Annotated in this window: 16 protein-coding genes; 7 read left to right on the top strand and 9 right to left on the bottom strand. The window is 66.6% G+C overall.

The genetic code is table 11. The annotated features are described in order from the left end of the window. Positions 1 to 53: 53 nt before the first annotated feature. The gene (locus AC5P78_RS02575; protein ID WP_062605506.1) at positions 54 to 1,013 is read right to left on the bottom strand and encodes a sodium:calcium antiporter; all 960 of its coding nucleotides are present in this window, start codon (positions 1,011 to 1,013) and stop codon (positions 54 to 56) included. Positions 1,014 to 1,086: 73 nt separating this feature from the next. Then, positions 1,087 to 1,743: a hypothetical protein gene (locus AC5P78_RS02570; RefSeq protein WP_049395608.1), complete on the bottom strand. Its 657-nt coding sequence runs from the start codon at positions 1,741 to 1,743 to the stop codon at positions 1,087 to 1,089. 125 nt (positions 1,744 to 1,868) lie between these two features. On the opposite strand from AC5P78_RS02570, the gene AC5P78_RS02565 reads away from it, so the two are divergent. Then, a complete protein-coding gene (locus AC5P78_RS02565) occupies positions 1,869 to 2,405 on the top strand; it encodes a hypothetical protein (RefSeq protein WP_005411338.1) in 537 nt (178 codons plus the stop codon). Positions 2,406 to 2,489: 84 nt separating this feature from the next. Here the strand turns inward: AC5P78_RS02565 and hmgA are convergent, their stop codons facing one another. Next, positions 2,490 to 3,788 (bottom strand): homogentisate 1,2-dioxygenase, encoded by a 1,299-nt coding sequence (gene hmgA, locus AC5P78_RS02560; RefSeq protein ID WP_012481453.1) that lies wholly within the window; start codon positions 3,786 to 3,788, stop codon positions 2,490 to 2,492. A gap of 85 nt (positions 3,789 to 3,873) precedes the next feature. After that, positions 3,874 to 4,986, bottom strand: coding sequence for a 4-hydroxyphenylpyruvate dioxygenase (hppD, locus tag AC5P78_RS02555; RefSeq protein ID WP_005411340.1), 1,113 nt, complete (start codon positions 4,984 to 4,986; stop codon positions 3,874 to 3,876). Positions 4,987 to 5,052: 66 nt separating this feature from the next. Here hppD and AC5P78_RS02550 point away from each other — a divergent pair, with 66 nt between their 5' ends. Both AC5P78_RS02550 and AC5P78_RS02545 read left to right on the top strand, forming a co-directional pair. Beyond that, on the top strand, positions 5,053 to 5,610 hold the full coding sequence (locus AC5P78_RS02550; RefSeq protein ID WP_080047716.1) for a MarR family winged helix-turn-helix transcriptional regulator: 558 nt from the start codon (positions 5,053 to 5,055) through the stop codon (positions 5,608 to 5,610). Between the two features lie 373 nt (positions 5,611 to 5,983). Further along, the gene (locus AC5P78_RS02545) at positions 5,984 to 7,039 is read left to right on the top strand and encodes a PDDEXK nuclease domain-containing protein (protein WP_111188981.1); all 1,056 of its coding nucleotides are present in this window, start codon (positions 5,984 to 5,986) and stop codon (positions 7,037 to 7,039) included. 31 nt (positions 7,040 to 7,070) lie between these two features. Here AC5P78_RS02545 and AC5P78_RS02540 read toward each other — a convergent pair whose 3' ends face one another. The 4 genes from AC5P78_RS02540 to AC5P78_RS02525 form a co-directional block, all read right to left on the bottom strand. Then, the gene (locus tag AC5P78_RS02540; protein WP_099562752.1) at positions 7,071 to 8,210 is read right to left on the bottom strand and encodes a hypothetical protein; all 1,140 of its coding nucleotides are present in this window, start codon (positions 8,208 to 8,210) and stop codon (positions 7,071 to 7,073) included. A 289-nt stretch (positions 8,211 to 8,499) separates the two neighbouring features. Further along, a complete protein-coding gene (locus AC5P78_RS02535) occupies positions 8,500 to 9,105 on the bottom strand; it encodes a thioredoxin family protein (protein ID WP_235643377.1) in 606 nt (201 codons plus the stop codon). A 19-nt stretch (positions 9,106 to 9,124) separates the two neighbouring features. Then, the gene (locus AC5P78_RS02530; protein WP_005411345.1) at positions 9,125 to 10,624 is read right to left on the bottom strand and encodes a peptide MFS transporter; all 1,500 of its coding nucleotides are present in this window, start codon (positions 10,622 to 10,624) and stop codon (positions 9,125 to 9,127) included. A gap of 181 nt (positions 10,625 to 10,805) precedes the next feature. Continuing rightward, positions 10,806 to 11,681: a tryptophan 2,3-dioxygenase gene (locus AC5P78_RS02525; protein ID WP_005414712.1), complete on the bottom strand. Its 876-nt coding sequence runs from the start codon at positions 11,679 to 11,681 to the stop codon at positions 10,806 to 10,808. Positions 11,682 to 12,016: 335 nt separating this feature from the next. Between AC5P78_RS02525 and pdhA the strand changes: the two genes are divergently transcribed. The 4 genes from pdhA to AC5P78_RS02505 are packed head-to-tail and all read left to right on the top strand — an operon-like array spanning position 12,017 to position 15,908. After that, positions 12,017 to 13,099 (top strand): pyruvate dehydrogenase (acetyl-transferring) E1 component subunit alpha, encoded by a 1,083-nt coding sequence (gene pdhA / locus AC5P78_RS02520; protein WP_005411347.1) that lies wholly within the window; start codon positions 12,017 to 12,019, stop codon positions 13,097 to 13,099. Beyond that, the gene (locus AC5P78_RS02515; protein WP_005419896.1) at positions 13,092 to 14,159 is read left to right on the top strand and encodes an alpha-ketoacid dehydrogenase subunit beta; all 1,068 of its coding nucleotides are present in this window, start codon (positions 13,092 to 13,094) and stop codon (positions 14,157 to 14,159) included. Before pdhA ends, AC5P78_RS02515 begins: the two co-directional genes overlap by 8 nt. 1 nt (position 14,160) lies before the next feature. Beyond that, positions 14,161 to 14,514, top strand: coding sequence for an SH3 domain-containing protein (locus AC5P78_RS02510; protein ID WP_005411349.1), 354 nt, complete (start codon positions 14,161 to 14,163; stop codon positions 14,512 to 14,514). Further along, on the top strand, positions 14,511 to 15,908 hold the full coding sequence (locus AC5P78_RS02505) for a dihydrolipoamide acetyltransferase family protein (protein ID WP_495217146.1): 1,398 nt from the start codon (positions 14,511 to 14,513) through the stop codon (positions 15,906 to 15,908). Before AC5P78_RS02510 ends, AC5P78_RS02505 begins: the two co-directional genes overlap by 4 nt. 138 nt (positions 15,909 to 16,046) lie before the next feature. On the opposite strand, the gene AC5P78_RS02500 is transcribed toward AC5P78_RS02505, so the two are convergent. Then, a complete protein-coding gene (locus AC5P78_RS02500) occupies positions 16,047 to 16,433 on the bottom strand; it encodes a VOC family protein (protein WP_076739680.1) in 387 nt (128 codons plus the stop codon). Between the last annotated feature and the right edge of the window lie 216 nt (positions 16,434 to 16,649).

Raw genomic sequence — 16,649 nt, 5'->3', positions numbered from 1 at the left:
CGCAAGGGCTCCGTCGAAGGCCATGGGGTTGCCGGCCAGCGGCCGGCACTACCTCATGCCGCGCCGACCAGCAGCAGCTCCAGCACGAACCAGCCGACAAACGCGACCAGCAGGATCACACCTTCGCCGCGGCTGATCTTCAGGTCGCCACGCAGCATCGGGTACAGCACCAGCGCGAACGCCAGCAACGCCGGCAGTTCCAGGCGCACGAACGAGGCCGGCAGCGCCAGCGGCTGCAGCACGGCCATCGCACCGATCACCAGCAGCAGGTTGACCACGCTGGAACCCAGCACGTGGCCCAGCACCATGTCGCCATGCCCGCGACGCGCGGCGGCGATGGCGGTGGCCACCTCCGGCAGTGCGGTACCGATCGCCACCGGCAGCAGGCCGACCAGCAGCGGCGTCCAACCCAGGGCGGCGCCAAAGTCGGCGGCGGCGCCCACCACCAGGCGCGCGCCCCAGTACAGCGCCAACGCGGCAATCAGCACGCGCAGCACGTTCAACGGCAGGCTGGTGCGGCTCAGTGCGGACTCGGCGATGGCCACCTGCACCTCGGCGCTCTCGCTACGGCCACGGCGCAGCAGCAGCACCTGCACCACGATGAAGCCGGCCAGCAGTATGCAGCCCTCCCAGCGTGCCAGGCCGCCATCAAGCCCGAACAGGATCAGCAGCACACCCGCCGCCAGCAGCGACCACCACAGCACCGTCTGCAGGCGCGCGCGCAGCAGCAGGGGCGCAGCCATGGCCGCCACGGCCAGGGTCAAGCCCAGGTTGACGATGCTGCTGCCCACCGCGTTGCCCAGTGCCAGCTCCGGTTGGCCCACCGCCAGGGCGCGCGCGTTGACTGCCAGTTCCGGCAACGAGGTGGTCACCCCGAGCAGCAACAGCCCGGCAGTGAATGGGCTGGCGCCGAAACGCTGGGCCAGGCCGGACACGGCCTTGACGATGGAGTCCCCGCCCAACGCCAGCAGCAGCAGGCCGAGCAGGAACCAGGCAATGGCAATGGCGATCATCGAGCACTCCCCCAGCGGTCGTGGCGCGATTCTACGCTTGGCCCGTACGCGCGGCTGGGCCGTGGATCAAGGATCAGCCACAGCCTTCCGCATAATCGACCTGCGGGGTCTGTCCGACGCGCCAGGCACCCACCCGGCCATCGGCACCAAGTGCGAAGTCGATCACCGCCCCGCCCTCCTGCGCCGGGCGCACGCGCAGGTGCTGGGCCTTCTCGTCATACTTGTCGGGGCCGACGTCCGCGCGCTCGGGATACAGCACCTGCAGCTCACCCAGGGTCATGCCGACCTTGCCACCGCCCGGTGCGGTGATGGCGGCGCTGCGCACGTCGTAGCGCACCAGCTTGCGGCCCTCGATCATCAGGCGCGGATCTTCGGCATCCTGCGGGCGCAGGAAGTAGCAGCCGTCGTTGCTGTCGTCAGCCGGCAGCGGCTTGCCGGCCGCATCGGTGCCCAGACCCTGCAGCGGCGTGCCGAAGCCGGCACGGACCTCGGCGATGCCGGCACCCAGCTTCGCCCCAGCGAAGCCATCCAGGCGCGCGGGACTGTCCTCGCGACGGTCATTGGCTCGACGGGTGGCCAGGTCGGGATCCGTCGACTGCGCGGGTCCGGTCGCCGCGGCGGTTTCCGCCGGGGTGTCGCTGCCGCTGCCGGCCGCCCCCTGCTTGTCGGGGCCAGCACTGCAGGCGGTGAGCGAAAGGAGCAACAGACCAGCAAGCGGAAGGTGCTTCATCGGTGCGGTTCCCTGGCACAAGGATGGCTGCACGCTAGCCCATCCGGTGTGCAGGCGCTGCATTGTCATCGCGGTTTCATCGCCTTCGTTCAGGCTCGGCGAGCACCGACCTGGCCGTCCCTTCCATGCAACCGCGCAAGACCGATCTCGCCCGAACCGCGCTGCAGGCCCACCGCGCGCCGCTGGACATGCGCCAGCGCCGGCTGCTGATCCTGTGCGACGGCCAGCGTACCGTCGCCGACCTGACCGGTCTGCTCGGCCAGGAAGCACCGGCGATGGTCATCCAGCTGGTACAGGCGGGGTACCTGAGCACCGGCACGGGCGCCACGACCCCAGCACCGTCGACCGCAGCCGCGGTGGCGCCGGTGCCCACGCCGCCGGCAGCGACACCTGCTGCACCCGCGGTCGAACGCCGGCGCTCACTGGTGGCAGCGCGCATCTACGTGCTGGGCATCCTGGAAATGCAGCGGCATCCACAGGCGGCGGCGCTGTTCCGCGACCTGCAGCAAGCGCGTGCGGAGGACGAGGTGCTGCAGCGACTGCAGTCGGCAATGCAGCTGCTGCCCACGCTCACTTCGGATGGCTATTGCCAGCGCGTACGGCAGCGCCTGCTGGAGGCGTTGCCATTGGAGCATTGCGACGCGTTCGCCGAGGTCGCCTGAAGAAAAAGGGGACGGAGGGGATTAAGTCGTTTCAGGCACACGTGTGCTGATTGCGGCTTAATCCCCTCCGTCCCCTTTTTAGGGTCAGCGGAAGTTATTGCGCAGGCCGTTCCAGCACTGCTGGTAATCGCCCTGGCGGTGGCCGGCGGCCAGCGCCTGTGCGGTCGGGCGGATCACTGCGCGGGTCTCGAACATGAAGGCCATCGTGTCCTTGATCACATCGGCCTTGGACAGATCGGCACTGGAGGCCTTGTCGAAGGTCGGCGCGTCCGGGCCGTGACCACTCATGCAGTTGTGCAGCGAGGCGCCACCCGGGACGAAGCCTTCGGCCTTGGCATCGTAGGCGCCATGCACCAGGCCCATGAACTCACTGGCGATGTTGCGGTGGAACCACGGCGGACGGAACGTGTTCTGCGCCACCAGCCAGCGCGGCGGGAAGATCGCAAAGTCCATGTTGCTGGTGCCCGGGGTGTCGCTGGGCGAATGCAGCACCAGGAAGATCGACGGATCCGGGTGGTCGTAGCTGATCGAACCGATGGTGTTGAAGCGGCGCAGATCGTAGCGGTACGGCGCGTAGTTGCCGTGCCAGGCCACCACGTCCAGCGGCGAATGGTCGATCGGCGCACGCCACAGGCGGCCCTCGAACTTGGCGATCAGTTCGAAATCGCCATCCACATCCTCGAACGCCGCATGCGGGGTCTCGAAGTCGCGCGGATTGGCCAGGCCGTTGGATCCGATCGGGCCGAGGTCGGGCAGCTTCAGCAGCGCACCGTAGTTCTCGCAGATGTAGCCGCGGCTGGGGCCATCGGGCAGTTCAACGCGGAAGCGCACGCCGCGCGGGATCACCGCGATCTGCTGCGGCTCGATCTCGATCACGCCCAGCTCGGTCAGCAGGCGCAGCGCGCCCAGCTGCGGCACGATCAGCAGCTCGCCGTCGGCGTCGTAGAAGTAGCGGCCGACCATGTCGCGGTTGGCAGCGTATAGGTGGATGCCCACGCCGGCATGCGCATCGGGCGAGCCGTTGCCACCCATCGTGTACAGGCCTTCGACAAAATCGGTCGGCAGCTCCGGCAGCGGCAGCGGGCTCCAGCGCAGCTGGTTCGGTGAAGCCGGCTGTGCGCCGAAATCACACTGCAGCTGCGACTGCGCGAACGGGGTGAACTCGCCATGGGTCACCGCCGGGCGGATCCGGTACAGCCAGCTGCGGCGGTTGCTGCCACGCGGCGCGGTGAAGGCGGTGCCGGTCAACTGTTCGGCGTACAGACCGTGGGCGACCTTCTGCGGTGAGTTCTGCCCGACCGGCAGCGCGCCGGCAACGGCCTCGGTGGCGAATTCGTTGCCGAAGCCGGACTGGTAGCCACGGGCGGTGATGGCGGGGGACATGGGAACTCCAGAGATTGCCGGCCAGCGGCCGGCACGACCATTCGGACAGGCAATGCCGGCGGGACGCCGGCATTGCCTGCAGACCTTACAGCACGCCGCGGCGGATCTGGTCGCGCTCGATGCTCTCGAACAGTGCGGTGAAGTTGCCTTCGCCGAAGCCTTCGTTGCCCTTGCGCTGGATGATCTCGAAGAAGATCGGGCCGATGCAGTTTTGGGTGAAGATCTGCAGCAGCTTGCGCTGGTGGGTTTCCGGATCCGCATCGATCAGGATCTTGTTCTTCGCCAGGCGCGGCACGTCTTCACCGTGGTTCGGCACGCGCTGGTCGATCACGTCGAAGTAGGTCTCCGGCGTATCGAGGAAGTCCACGCCCTGCGCGCGCATCGCTTCGACGGTCTCGTAGATGTTCTCGGTGAAGCAGGCGATGTGCTGGATGCCCTCGCCCTTGTACGCGTCCAGGTACTCGTTGATCTGGCTCTTCGGGTCGGACGATTCGTTCAGCGGGATGCGCACGATGCCATCCGGCGCGGTCATCGCCTTGGACACCAGGCCGGTCTTCAGGCCCTTGATGTCGAAGTAGCGGATCTCGCGGAAGTTGAACAGGCGCTCGTAGTAGTCCGACCACTGCTGCATGTTGCCGAAATACAGGTTGTGGGTCAGGTGGTCGATGAAGGTCAGGCCGAAGCCCACCGGGTGCAGGTCGGCACCGGCGATCGGCTCGTAGTCGCCGTCATAGATGCTGCCGGCGCTGCCGTAGCGATCGACCAGGTACAGCATGCAGTCGCCGATGCCCTTGATGACCGGCGCGCTGACCGCCTTGCTGTCCGGCTTGAAGGCGATGGCTTCGGCGCCGTTGCCCAGCGCGGTCTGGTAGACCTCCTGGCCCGGCTTCTTGAAGCGGATGGCGAAGCCGCAGGCGCACGGACCGTGCTTCTCGGCGAAGTCGGCGGCGAACGAATCGGGGTCCTCATTGACCAGGAAGTTGACGTCGCCCTGGCGATAGACGGTAATCGGACGCTGCTTGTGCTTGAGCACGGCGCTGAAGCCCATCTTCCGGAAGTACTCGTGCAGCTCCTGGCCACGGCCGGCCGGGGCGGCGAATTCGACGAACTCGAAGCCGTCGATGCCCATCGGGTTCTCGAAGGTGGTGACCTGCATGCCGGGGTTGGGATGCGAGGCGGTCGGGACTGCGGTATTCATGGCGTGGCTCCGAATCGGTACCGCATCGGTACAAACCAGGTGCGGGCAGGTAGGGACCCGGCGAGAATGCAGGGTCTGGACCCACCCCTTATAGTTACACTTGAAACCACCAGCAAGGTGCACCGCAACATGAGCCCCGCCGATCCCGTTTCGACCCGCCTGCGTTCCTCGCACGTCCTGCTCGACCTGGAACAGTTCCTGCCGTACCGGCTGAGCGTGCTGTCCAACCGGGTCAGCGGCAACATCGCCAAGCTATACGGCGATCGTTACGGTCTGGCGATTCCCGAATGGCGGGTGATCACCATCCTGGCGCTGTACCCGGGCTCCTCGGCCAGCGAGGTCTCCGACCGCACGGCGATGGACAAGGTGGCGGTCAGCCGTGCCGTGGCCCGCCTGCTGGAGCGCGGCTTCATCAAGCGCGAAACCCACGGCGACGACCGCCGCCGCTCGGTGCTGGCGCTGTCGGCAGCCGGCTTCGAGGTGTACGAGACCATCGCGCCGATGGTGATCGAAATCACCCGCAAGCTGATGTCGGTGCTGAGCGAAGAGGAAGAGCAGGTGCTGGAGAAGCTGATCCTGCGCCTGGCCGGCGAAGGTCTGGAACGGATGGGCGAAGGGGTCTGAAAGAAAGGGGACGGAGTGGATTAAGTCGTTTTGGGCCCCAAGTCGCGGGTGCCGACCCCGGCCGGTAGCGGAACAGTGGCTGGGCGATTGTCGTCCGCCCCCTTTGATCTGACGGGACCCGCTTCTTGGCGGACTGCGGACCGACCGCGAACGATGCCATCGGACGCATTCACCTTCCGCAGATCCCGTCCTGAAGTGTCGCCTTCGCCCAGCGGCATTTCCGCATTGGCCCGATACGGCCCGTTTCCGCCAGGCTGGTGTATCGGAACGGGCTGATCCAGTGAATTCTCCTATTGGACTGCTCACGTGTGCGGCCGGACGGTAAACGTTCAACGGGTACCAGCCCGGCCATCCACATCGAACGGGCTCCCTCATGGATGACTCGCGTTCAACGTCGCCGCATGGCCAGGAATTGCTGGCCGATCTCAGAGAGCTGATCTGCGCAGCGCGCAGCAAAATGCACAGGTCCATCAACGCCGAGTTGACGCTGCTGTACTGGCGAATCGGTCGTCGCATCCATGTTGACCAGATGGCGGGGCAGCGTGCGCGTTACGGCGAGGTTCTCTTCACCCGGATCGCCAAGGCGTTTTCTGCCGAGTTCGGCACATCCTTCGGTGAGAAGAGCCTGCGCCGGATGGTGCAGTTCTCCATCGCATTTGCAGACGAGCAGATTGTCGTATCGCTGATACGACAATTGAGCTGGACCCATTTCATCGCGCTGATCCCACTGGCGGACCCACTCAAGCGCGACTTCTATGCACAGATGGCCGCCACCGAGGGCTGGAGTGTACGTACGCTGCGCCAGCGCGTCGATTCGATGCTGTATGAGCGCACGGCACTCTCCAGTCAGCCAGAGCAGACCATCGCCGAAGAGTTGGCGGCACTGCGCGGCAACCAGCAGCTGTCTCCAGGGCTGGTACTGCGTGATCCCTACGTACTGGACTTTCTTGGCCTCAAGGACAGCTGGGACGAGCAGGACCTTGAAACCGCGATCCTTCGCGAGATGCAGGGCTTCCTGCTTGAACTTGGCACGGGCTTCAGTTTCGTCGCCCGCCAGAAGCGCATCCAGATCGACGGCGATGACTTCCACCTGGACCTGCTGTTCTACAACCGGCGCCTGCGCAGACTAATTGCCATCGAGTTGAAGATCGGCGAGTTCAAGCCGGCCTACAAGGGACAGATGGAACTCTATCTGCGCTGGCTGGACCGGTACGAACGTGAGGACGGCGAGCAGGCGCCGTTGGGCATCATCCTCTGCACAGGGAAGAAGGCGGGCCAGATTGAATTGCTGGAGCTGGACCGCTCAGGCATCCATGTTGCGGAGTACCTGACCACGCTGCCCTCCCGGGAGGTCCTCAAGCAAAGATTGCAGACTGCCATGGAGCGGGCGCGGCAGCAGCTGCAGACCGCGGCGCCCGGCCTCCCGTAGATCTACGCCACGCGCGGATGGCGTTCAAGCTTCAGCTCAGATGCTTGCGCCGTGCATGGATCCACGGCACCGCGAGCGCCGCGATGGCACCACCGGCGAAGCCGAGGGAAGCCGCAACCGTGGCTGCTTCGACCGCCCCCGGCAGCGCCAGCGCCGCCGCCACCAGCAGCAGCGACGGCAGGCCGACGAAGGTGCCCAGGAAGAAATGCCAACGCGGTGACCAGGTATTGAGCTGCAGCAGGCTGACCGGTTGCCAGGCTTCCGAGGCAGCGTCCTCGGCGATCTTCGCCACCGCCTTGGCCAGGTCCACTTCCGGCAGCGCGCGCCCCTGCCGTGCGGTCGCCAGCAGCTCGGCCACGGCCTCCACCGGCGGGAAACTGGACGGCCACGCGACCGGCGCCGGCACGCCATACGCGGTCAGCACCGGCACGCTCAGCCACGGCGCCACCAGCGGGCGCATGCGACGGCGGCCATGCACGCACCAGATCTGTTGCTGCCCATGCGCGGTGACGCTGTACAGCGCCAGTTCGTTGGCCGGCGGGTAGCCGAGCATGGTCACCCGCGCGGCCAGGCTGTCCTGCCCCATCGCGCGCAGGAAGCCGGGGCGGCTGCGCCCTTCCTGCATCCACGCCAGTCCCAGCGCACCCACCAGATAGGCCTCGGCCACGTCCTTGCTGCAAGCGGTGGCGCGTTCGTCGCTGGCCAGGTACCAGGCCAGCGACTTCGGTTCGGCGACATCCTCCAGGCCCCAGCGGCTGTCGTCTCCCAGAACGTGGCGCACCGGCAGGCGCGCGGGAGCGGTTTCGCCACGTTCGCCGGGCTGCAGGAACGGCAGCACGCCCTGGATGAAGGTGGACAGCTCGATCGCACGCACGCCGTGCCCCTGCCACTCCCGTGGCAGCAGCCCGGCCAGCTGGCCATCGGCGGCCAGCGCATCAAGCCGGGACTTCTGCTCGACCAGCTTCTGCACCGCCCCCTTCAGCACCACGTTGTCGGGCAGCGCGATCTGCGGCAGGCGATGACGCGGCGGCGCCAGGTCGACGGTGGCCTCGCCGGTTCCGGTGTCATCCAGCAGCGCCTCCTGCGGCGGCAAGGTTACGCCCTCGCCTGCTCCACCCTCGGCCAACTCACTGGCGGGTTCGGGCAGTCGTTCGGCGTGGTCGCTGTGCATGGGCGTTCCGGAAGGTTGCATCGACGGGATGTCGACTGAGGTCCTTGCCGGTAACGGCGAGCGCGTTGCGATATTGAGATGCCGATTCCGGGAATGTGACCGCAACCCCAGTAGATCCACGCCATGCGTGGATGCACTTCTGTGCCGACCAACGGTCGGCACCCACCGGGGATGGCGGTCAGCGGTCGGCACCCACCGGGGTTGGCGGTCAGCGGTCAGCGGTCGGCACCCACCCGGGATGGCGGTCAGCGGTCGGCCCACCCCTGCCGGCCAGCGGCCGGCACTACCCCTATTCCGGTTTGTCAGGTGCCCATTGTTTCAGGAACGCGCTCACCCGTGCCGGCTGGAAGGCTTCGCCCCTGCGCAGTTCGCCGGTGGCCTGCGACACCAGCAGTCCGCCATCGGCATCGAGTACCAGCAGGTATGGGTAGTCGCGCTCCATCACCGGGAACTGGGCGAAGAAGGCGGTGTTGGCCTGCTCGTCGCTGGCGTTGACCTTCACCCACACGTAGTGGGCATCGCGGAAGCGACGCAGGTCGCCGTTGCCTTCCACGACGTCGTCCAGCGCCCGGCAGCGCTCGCAGGCGGCGTTGCCGACCTCCAGCAGGATGCGCTTCTTGCCCCGCTGGGCTTCCACCTTGGCGGTGGCCAGGTCATCGGCGGGGTTGCGGGCCGGGTCGAACTGCGCACCGAGCCCGGCGATGGCGGCAATGTCTGCCGCCACCGGGGTGTTGCCCGAGGCCACCGGTTCGCTGGGGTCGGCGACCGGTGGCTCGGTGGGTCGGGTATCCAGGGGCTGCGTGGGCTCGGCGGTGGCAGGCGGTTGCGGTTGGGAACAGGCGCCGATCAGCGCCGCACAGACCACCACTGCCGCAGTACCGAGCTTGCTACGCATGCCTTCTACCCTCTCATCATTACTTGACGCCGTGCATCAGCTTGTTGATCAGCGGGGCGATCAGGAACAGCACCACGCCGGAGCCGATCAGGGCCCAGAACCCGAAGGTATACCCCTTCAGGGCCGACTCGACCGTCATGCCGCCTTCACCACTGACCACACCAGCGAAGATGCCCGACAGGTTGTTGCCGATGCCGGTGGACAGGAACCAGCCACCCATGCCGAAGCCGACCAGGCGCACCGGGGCCAGCTTGGTCACCATCGACAGGCCGATCGGCGACAGGCACAGCTCACCCACGGACTGGATGACGTAGACCATGAACAGGGTCCAGAACGGGATCTTGCCGTCCACGACCATCTGCGACAGGGCGAACATCAGCAGCGCGAAGGCGGCGCCGTTGAACAGCAGGCCCAGGCCGAACTTGCGCGGGATGGACGGATTGGCGCGGCCCATGGCCACCCAGATCCAGGCGATCACCGGGGCCAGGGTGATGATCGCCACCGAGTTGACCGACTGGAACCACGCGGTCGGGAAGGTCCAGTCACCGAACTGGCGGTTGACGATGTTCTCGGCCAGGAAGGTGAACGAGCTGCCGGCCTGTTCGAAGAACATCCAGAACATCACGTTGAAGGCGAAGATGATCAGCATGGCGATCACGCGGTCGCGCTGCACCTTGCCTTCGCGGATGCCCTCGACCAGCAGCAGGACGGCCAGCGCGGTGAACATCGCACCCAGGATCCAGGCCAGCGCGGTGGCGCCGGTGGCCAGCAGGAAGTACGCGACCGGGATGGCGACCACGGCACCGGCCAGCACCATGATGATGCGGCCGAAACCTTCAGCGCCGGCCGGCGGTGCACCGATGCCCTTCAGGCCGGCACGACCGATGTAGAACCACACCAGCGAGATCAGCATGCCCACGCCCGAGGCGATGAACACGACCTTGTAAGACGGCATCGCGTCGGTACCGAACACCTTGCGGGCCAGGTACTCGGTCAGCACCGGGGCGATCATCGCGCCGATGTTGATGCCCATGTAGAAGATGGTGAAGCCCGAATCGCGGCGCTCGTCCTTCAGCCCGTACAGCTTGCCGACCATGGTCGAGATGTTGGGCTTGAACAGGCCGTTGCCGACGATGATCGTGGCCAGGCCGAGCTTGAAGATGTGCTCCTGCGGCAGCGAGATCATGAACAGGCCGGCGGCCATGATGATCGCGCCGGTCAGGATCGAGCGCTGATAGCCCAGTACCCGGTCGGCCACGTAGCCACCGAAGATCGCCGCGGCGTACACCAGGGCCAGGTAGGCGCCGTAGATGCGGCTGGCGTCGCCTTCACCGGCAGCGCTGCCGTTGTAGAACTGGGCGACGATGTACAGCACCAAGGCCCAGCGGATGCCGTAGAACGCAAAGCGTTCCCAGAACTCGGTCATGAACAGCATCCACAACGGGCGCGGGTGGCCCAGCGTGGTCTTGAAGTCCGGCAGCGCCGGCTCTGGGGTGTTCGCAGTGGCGTTTACGCTCATGCGGATTTCCTGGTTCGGTGGATGACGAGCACGTCCGCTGTGCAGTTGGAGCAACGCGCGAGGATCACCGACTTCTGGCGTTCACGTCAAATACACGCCGTTTGAGGCAGGTGCCAGCCTGCTCGCTGAACTTGCATCTGAAACGATCCAGCCGTCGGCCGCGATCCAAGCTGAATGCGGATCAGGCCTGTTCTGCCGGGGGCGCGGCCTGCAGGCTGGTGCGCACCTGGAACAGCTCGGGGAAGAAGGTCAGCTCCAGTGCCTTGGCCAGGAAGCCCACGCCGGACGAGCCACCGGTGCCGCGCTTGAAGCCGATCACCCGCATCACCGTGCGCATGTGGCGGAAGCGCCACAGCTGGAAGGCGGTCTCCAGGTCCACCAGGTCCTCGCACAGCGCGTACTCGCGCCAGTAGCGGTCGGTGTCCTGGTAGATGCGTTCGAAGACCGGCTGCAGGGCGTCGTCGGCCACGTGCGGCTGGGTCCAGTCGTGGGCCTCGTAGACCGCCGGCACGGCATGGCCGAAGCGGGCCAGGTACTTCAGGAATTCCTCGTACAGGCTGGGCGCCTCCAGCACGGTGCGCAGCTGCGCCTGCCCGGCCGGGTCGTGCTCGAACACCTGCAGCATCTGCGCGTTCTTGTTGCCCAGCAGGAACTCGATGTAGCGGTACTGCAGCGACTGGAAGCCCGACGACGGGCCCAGCACGTCGCGGAAGCCCATGTATTCGGACGGGGTCAGTGTTTCCAGCACCGACCACTGCTCGGTCAGCTGGCGCAGCACCTGCTTGCTGCGCGCCAGCACCTTGCGGCACTGCCAGACTTCATCGCGCTGCAGGAAGCCGATTGCGGCACGCAGCTCATGGCCCAGCAGCTTCAGCCACAGTTCCGAGGTCTGGTGCTGGATGATGAAGAGCATCTCGTCATGGTGCGGCGGGCTGGACAGCGGCTGCTGCGCGCTGAGCAGCTGGTCCAGCCGCAGGTAGCCGCCGTAGGTGAGGCGTCCCTGCAGGTCGGTGTGGATGCCGGCTTCGAGATCGCGTTGGTTGTTGTCGACGGACATGGGCGGGACCAGATCGGGGGCGGCAAGGGTAGCGCGTTGCCGCCGCGCTGGCAGCCGCCGGGTCCATACCGGGGCGTGCGGTTGGCCGTGGAGCATCGGCCGATCCCAGGCCTGCGCGTGGAACCGTCCAGGCCGTTGTACTGGCGGTCAGCCTGAGGCGTATTCTGATGCTTTGCAGCAACGACTGAATACGTTGTTGTTATTGGCCCCCCACCCGCCGGCAGGGGTAAAACGGGGAATCCCCGTGTTGCGGCGCAGGAAGGCTATTCCGTACGCGTTCCTTAACATGGCGATTCATATCATTTGTAACTTCTCTGTCGAAGGTGCAGTACGCAATGACGGTTGCCGCTGAATTCAAGATCGAATACCTGCAGTACCTGGATACGGACGGCAAACTCGTCCGCGATGACCTGCCCGCGTCGCTGCGCGACCCCAAGGTCCTGGTACCGCTGTTCAAGCAGATGCTGTTCGTACGTACGTTCGACAGCAAATCCATCGCACTGCAGCGCACCGGCAAGCTCGGCACCTATGCCGCCTGCCTGGGCCACGAAGCCGCACACGTGGGTATCGGCGCGGCGATGCAGAAGGACGACGTGTTCGCGCCTTCGTACCGCGAGTATGGCGCGATGTTCATGCGTGGCGTGCGCCCGCACGACGTGCTGATGTACTGGGGCGGCGACGAACGCGGCAACGATTACGGCGGCAACGCGGCCAAGGACTTCCCGTTCTGCGTGCCGATCTCCACCCAGTGCCTGCATGCCGCAGGCGCGGCGCTGAAGTTCAAGCTCAACAAGGAACCGCAGATCGCGGTGGCGGTGTGCGGCGACGGCGGCAGCTCCAAGACCGACTTCTATGCAGCACTGAATTCGGCCGGCGCCTACAAGCTCCCGCTGATCCTGTGCATCGTCAACAACGGTTGGGCCATCTCGGTTCCGCGTTCGGCCCAGACCGGTGCCGAAACACTGGCGCAGAAGGGCCTGGCCGGTGGCCTGCACTGCCTGCAGGTGGACGGCAACGACCTGATCGCGGTGCTGGCGGCCATGGAGCAGGCGCGCGAACGTGCGCTGGCCGGCGACGGCGGCACCGTGCTGGAACTGATGACCTACCGCCTGTCCGACCACACCACCGCCGATGACGCGCGTCGCTACCGCGACGACGCCGAAGTGAAGGATGCCTGGCAGCGCGAGCCGATGCTGCGCCTGCGCAAGTACCTGATCAACGCCGGTGTGTGGAGCGAAGAAGAGGAAACCGCCTGGGTCGCCGAGTGCGGCACGCGCGTGGACGAGGAAGTGAACCTGTACCTCAACACGCCGGTGCAGCCGGTCGAGGCGATGTTCGACTTCCTGTATGCCGATCCGCCGCCGGACCTGCTGGCCCAGCGTGCCCAGGCGATCGCCCTGGAGAAGCGCCATGGATGAGATCAAGAACGGCGCGCCCGGCGCGCACACCAACGCCGCCGACAGCGCTGCTGTCGCGCGCGGAGATGACAGCATGACCACCACCCCGATCACCCTCATCGAAGCCATCACCCAGGCGCTGGCCTGGGAGCTGGAACACGACCCGTCGGTGCTGGTGCTGGGCGAAGACGTGGGCGTCAACGGCGGCGTGTTCCGCGCCACTGCCGGTCTGCAGCAGCGCTTCGGCTCGGACCGCATCCTCGACACCCCGCTGGATGAAACCACCATCGCCGGCCTGACGATTGGTCTTGCCGCGCAGGGCATGAAGCCGGTCGCCGAAGCCCAGTTCGATGGCTTCATGTACCCGATGGTCGACCATATCGTCTGCCACGCCGCCCGCCTGCGTTATCGCACGCGTGGCCGCCTGCACTGCCCGATGGTGCTGCGCGTGCCGTGGGGCGGTGGCATCCGCGCGCCGGAACACCACAGCGAAGCCAACGAGGCGATCTTCACCAACGTGCCGGGCCTGCGCGTGGTGCTGCCGTCGTCGCCGCAGCGTGCCTACGGCCTGCTGCTGGCCGCGATCCGCGAACCGGATCCGGTGATCTACATGGAGCCCAAGCGCATCTACCGCCAGTACAAGGAAGTGGTCGTCAACGACGGCGAAGCCTTGCCGCTGGACGTCTGCTTCGTGCTGCGCGACGGCACCGACGTGACCCTGGTGACCTGGGGCGCGCAGGTGAAGGAAGCGCTGGAAGCGGCCGACAAGCTGGCCGGCGAAGGCATCAGCGCCGAAGTCATCGACGTGGCCACGCTGCGTCCGCTGGACTTCGCCACCATCGCCGAATCGGTGGCCAAGACCGGCCGCTGCGTGATCGTGCAGGAGGCCCCGAAAACCGCGGGCTTCGGCGCCGAGATCGCCGCGCGCCTGGCCGAGGAATCGATCTACGACCTGCTGGCCCCGGTCGAGCGCGTCACTGGCTACGACACCCACATTCCGCTTTTCCGCCTGGAAATGAAGTACCTGCCGAGCGTTGAGCGGATCGTGGCTGCGGCCAAGCGCGCGGTGGCGGCTGGCTGACATGCGGGCCCGCCTTCTGGGGGCTTACCGCAGCCAGTATCCCAACCCGCTCCGGTTCCACACCGGCCAGATCGTCGAAGTAGGTGTCCGTGACGAGGAATGGCCGGCGTTTGCCTGGGTACGCACCAACGATGGGCGCGCTGGATGGGCGCCCATCGCCTGGTTGCAGCTGCTGGACGAGGGTCGCGCCGAAGCCTTGTGCGACTACGACGCCCGCGAGCTGGATGTGGAAAGCGGCGAGATGGTGAAGCTTCATCACGAACACGGCGGGTGGTGGTGGTCCGAGCGCGCCAATGGCGCGACGGGTTGGCTGCCGGCCCGCGAACTGGAACTGCTGGAAGAGAACTGCAAATGAGCCAGACCAAGAACTTCAACCTGCCCGACCTGGGCGAAGGCCTGCCGGACGCGACCATCGTCGAGTGGTTCGTCAAGGAAGGCGATGTGATCAAGCTGGACGAGCCGCTGGTGTCGATGGAGACCGCCAAGGCCGTGGTGGAAGTGCCCTCGCCGTTCTCCGGCAAGGTGCTGAAGCTGTCCGGCGGTGCCGGCGACATCATCCCGACCGGTTCGGTGCTGGCCAGCTTCGAACTGGACCCGAACCTGCCGCAGCGTGCCGATGGCCAGGACACCGGCCACAGCCATGGTCATGCCGCACCGGCCGCGCCGGCTGCCGCACCGACCCCGCCGCCGCTTCCCGCTGCTGCCGCACCGGTGGCCGCAGAAGAAGCCAAGCCCGCCGCTGCCGAGCGTGATGACGCCGGTACCGTGGTCGGTGCGATGCAGAGCTCCAATGCCGTGCATGCCGAACAGGCGCTGGCCGTCGGTGGCGTCAAGGCCGTGCCGGCCGTGCGTGCGATGGCGCGCAAGCTGGGCGTGGACCTGAGCCGCGTGGCCGCTACCGGCACCGATGGCGCGGTCACCATGGCCGACGTCAAGCAGGCTGCCGCCAACGGCACCGCCAAGCTCGGCGCTGCTCCGGCACCGGTTGCCGCTGCTGCCTATGCCGCGCCGGCCCCGGCGCAGGTGTCTGCCCCGGTGCAGAGCGAAGCCCGCACCCCGCTGTCCGCCGCCGGCAAGCCGATGCGCACCCAGCCGCCGGGCGTGGTCGCCAAGGGCCAGCCGGAACCGCTGAAGGGCGTGCGCCGCAACATGGCCCGCGTGATGGCCGATGCGCACAGCAAGGTGGTGCCGACCACGCTGAACGACGACGCCGACATCCATGCCTGGCTGCCGGGCAACGACGTCACCGCGCGCCTGGTGCGTTCGATCGTGGTCGCTGCACAGAAGGTGCCGGCGATGAACGCCTGGTTCGACGGTGAAGCGCTGACCCGTACCCTGCACGCGCAGGTGGACATCGGCATCGCCGTGGACACCGACGACGGCCTGTTCGTGCCGGCCCTGCGCAATGCCGACATGCTGGATGCACGTGGCATCCGCGAAGGCGTCAACCGCCTGCGCGAGCAGGTGGAATCGCGTTCGATCGCCGCCTCGGAACTGAGCGGCTACACCATCTCGCTGTCCAACTTCGGCATGTTCGCCGGCCGCTACGCGACCCCGGTCGTGGTGCCGCCGTGCGTGGCCATCGTCGGTGCCGGCCGTGCCCGCCACCAGATGACCCCGGTGATGGGCGGCGTGGAAGCGCACCAGGTGATCCCGCTGTCGGTCACCTTCGACCACCGCGCGGCCACCGGCGGCGAAGCGGCGCGCTTCCTGCGCGCAATGATGGACGACCTGGCGCTGGCCAGCTGATCGGCCACCTGATCGGTGGGTGCCAACCGTTGGTTGGCACATGACTTGGAGAAAACGCCGGGCATTGCCCGGCGTTTTTTTGTGCCTGCTCCGTCGCGCTCCATCCACGCATGGCGTGGATCTACACAATGCGGGCGATCAATCGCGCGCGACCAGGCCCTCGGCGCGGCTGTACACACGCAGGCGGTGGCCATCAGGATCTGCCCCGACAAAAGTATGGCCGAACTCCAGCGTCACCGGCGCCTGCAGGATCTCCACACCAAGAGCGCGCCACGCATCGTGCATCTGCTGCACGGCGTCGGGGTTGGCCACCACCATTGCCAGTTCGGCGGCGCCTGCCTGCGCGGACACCGGCGGTTGCACGTCGTCGCGCTGCCACAAGCCCAGTGCGGCGCCATCGCCGAGCAGGAACAGGGCAAAGCCGGGCGACTGCTCGACCGGCGGCTTGCCGAGGATGCCGCTGTAGAAGGTGGCGCTGGCGGCGACGTCGCGCACGTACTGCAGCAGGGTGCTGGGCGTGAACATGGGGAAGCTCCGTTGTTGGGAGCGCTCATGGTGGTATGGGCCTGCTGACAGATTCTGTCAGTAGAGTCGACTGTTGGTAGAGTCGACTGTTAGTTGTGATCTCTCTGTACGTTGTTCATCCGGGACATCTTTGGAAAATGGTGGTTACCACACCTCTCCAGACCCCAAAGAGCCCGGATGAACCACCATAAAAATGCCCGTTTGACCGTCCATAGT

Source organism: Stenotrophomonas sp. YJH_SMC_133, from assembly GCF_059370655.1.
This window is presented reverse-complemented; position numbering and strand designations above follow the sequence as displayed.

Bases quoted from the DNA above. Each gene is read 5' to 3' on its own strand.
- AC5P78_RS02515 (WP_005419896.1), top strand. From the start codon at position 13,092: ATGGATGAGATCAAGAACGGCGCGCCCGGCGCGCACACCAACGCCGCC.
- hmgA (WP_012481453.1), bottom strand. From the start codon at position 3,788: ATGTCCCCCGCCATCACCGCCCGTGGCTACCAGTCCGGCTTCGGCAAC.
- AC5P78_RS02565 (WP_005411338.1), top strand. From the start codon at position 1,869: ATGCAACCGCGCAAGACCGATCTCGCCCGAACCGCGCTGCAGGCCCAC.
- AC5P78_RS02530 (WP_005411345.1), bottom strand. From the start codon at position 10,624: ATGAGCGTAAACGCCACTGCGAACACCCCAGAGCCGGCGCTGCCGGAC.
- AC5P78_RS02535 (WP_235643377.1), bottom strand. From the start codon at position 9,105: ATGCGTAGCAAGCTCGGTACTGCGGCAGTGGTGGTCTGTGCGGCGCTG.
- hppD (WP_005411340.1), bottom strand. From the start codon at position 4,986: ATGAATACCGCAGTCCCGACCGCCTCGCATCCCAACCCCGGCATGCAG.
- AC5P78_RS02575 (WP_062605506.1), bottom strand. From the start codon at position 1,013: ATGATCGCCATTGCCATTGCCTGGTTCCTGCTCGGCCTGCTGCTGCTG.
- AC5P78_RS02510 (WP_005411349.1), top strand. From the start codon at position 14,161: ATGCGGGCCCGCCTTCTGGGGGCTTACCGCAGCCAGTATCCCAACCCG.
- AC5P78_RS02505 (WP_495217146.1), top strand. From the start codon at position 14,511: ATGAGCCAGACCAAGAACTTCAACCTGCCCGACCTGGGCGAAGGCCTG.
- AC5P78_RS02570 (WP_049395608.1), bottom strand. From the start codon at position 1,743: ATGAAGCACCTTCCGCTTGCTGGTCTGTTGCTCCTTTCGCTCACCGCC.
- AC5P78_RS02540 (WP_099562752.1), bottom strand. From the start codon at position 8,210: ATGCACAGCGACCACGCCGAACGACTGCCCGAACCCGCCAGTGAGTTG.
- AC5P78_RS02525 (WP_005414712.1), bottom strand. From the start codon at position 11,681: ATGTCCGTCGACAACAACCAACGCGATCTCGAAGCCGGCATCCACACC.
- AC5P78_RS02545 (WP_111188981.1), top strand. From the start codon at position 5,984: ATGGATGACTCGCGTTCAACGTCGCCGCATGGCCAGGAATTGCTGGCC.
- AC5P78_RS02550 (WP_080047716.1), top strand. From the start codon at position 5,053: ATGCAGGGTCTGGACCCACCCCTTATAGTTACACTTGAAACCACCAGC.
- AC5P78_RS02500 (WP_076739680.1), bottom strand. From the start codon at position 16,433: ATGTTCACGCCCAGCACCCTGCTGCAGTACGTGCGCGACGTCGCCGCC.
- pdhA (WP_005411347.1), top strand. From the start codon at position 12,017: ATGACGGTTGCCGCTGAATTCAAGATCGAATACCTGCAGTACCTGGAT.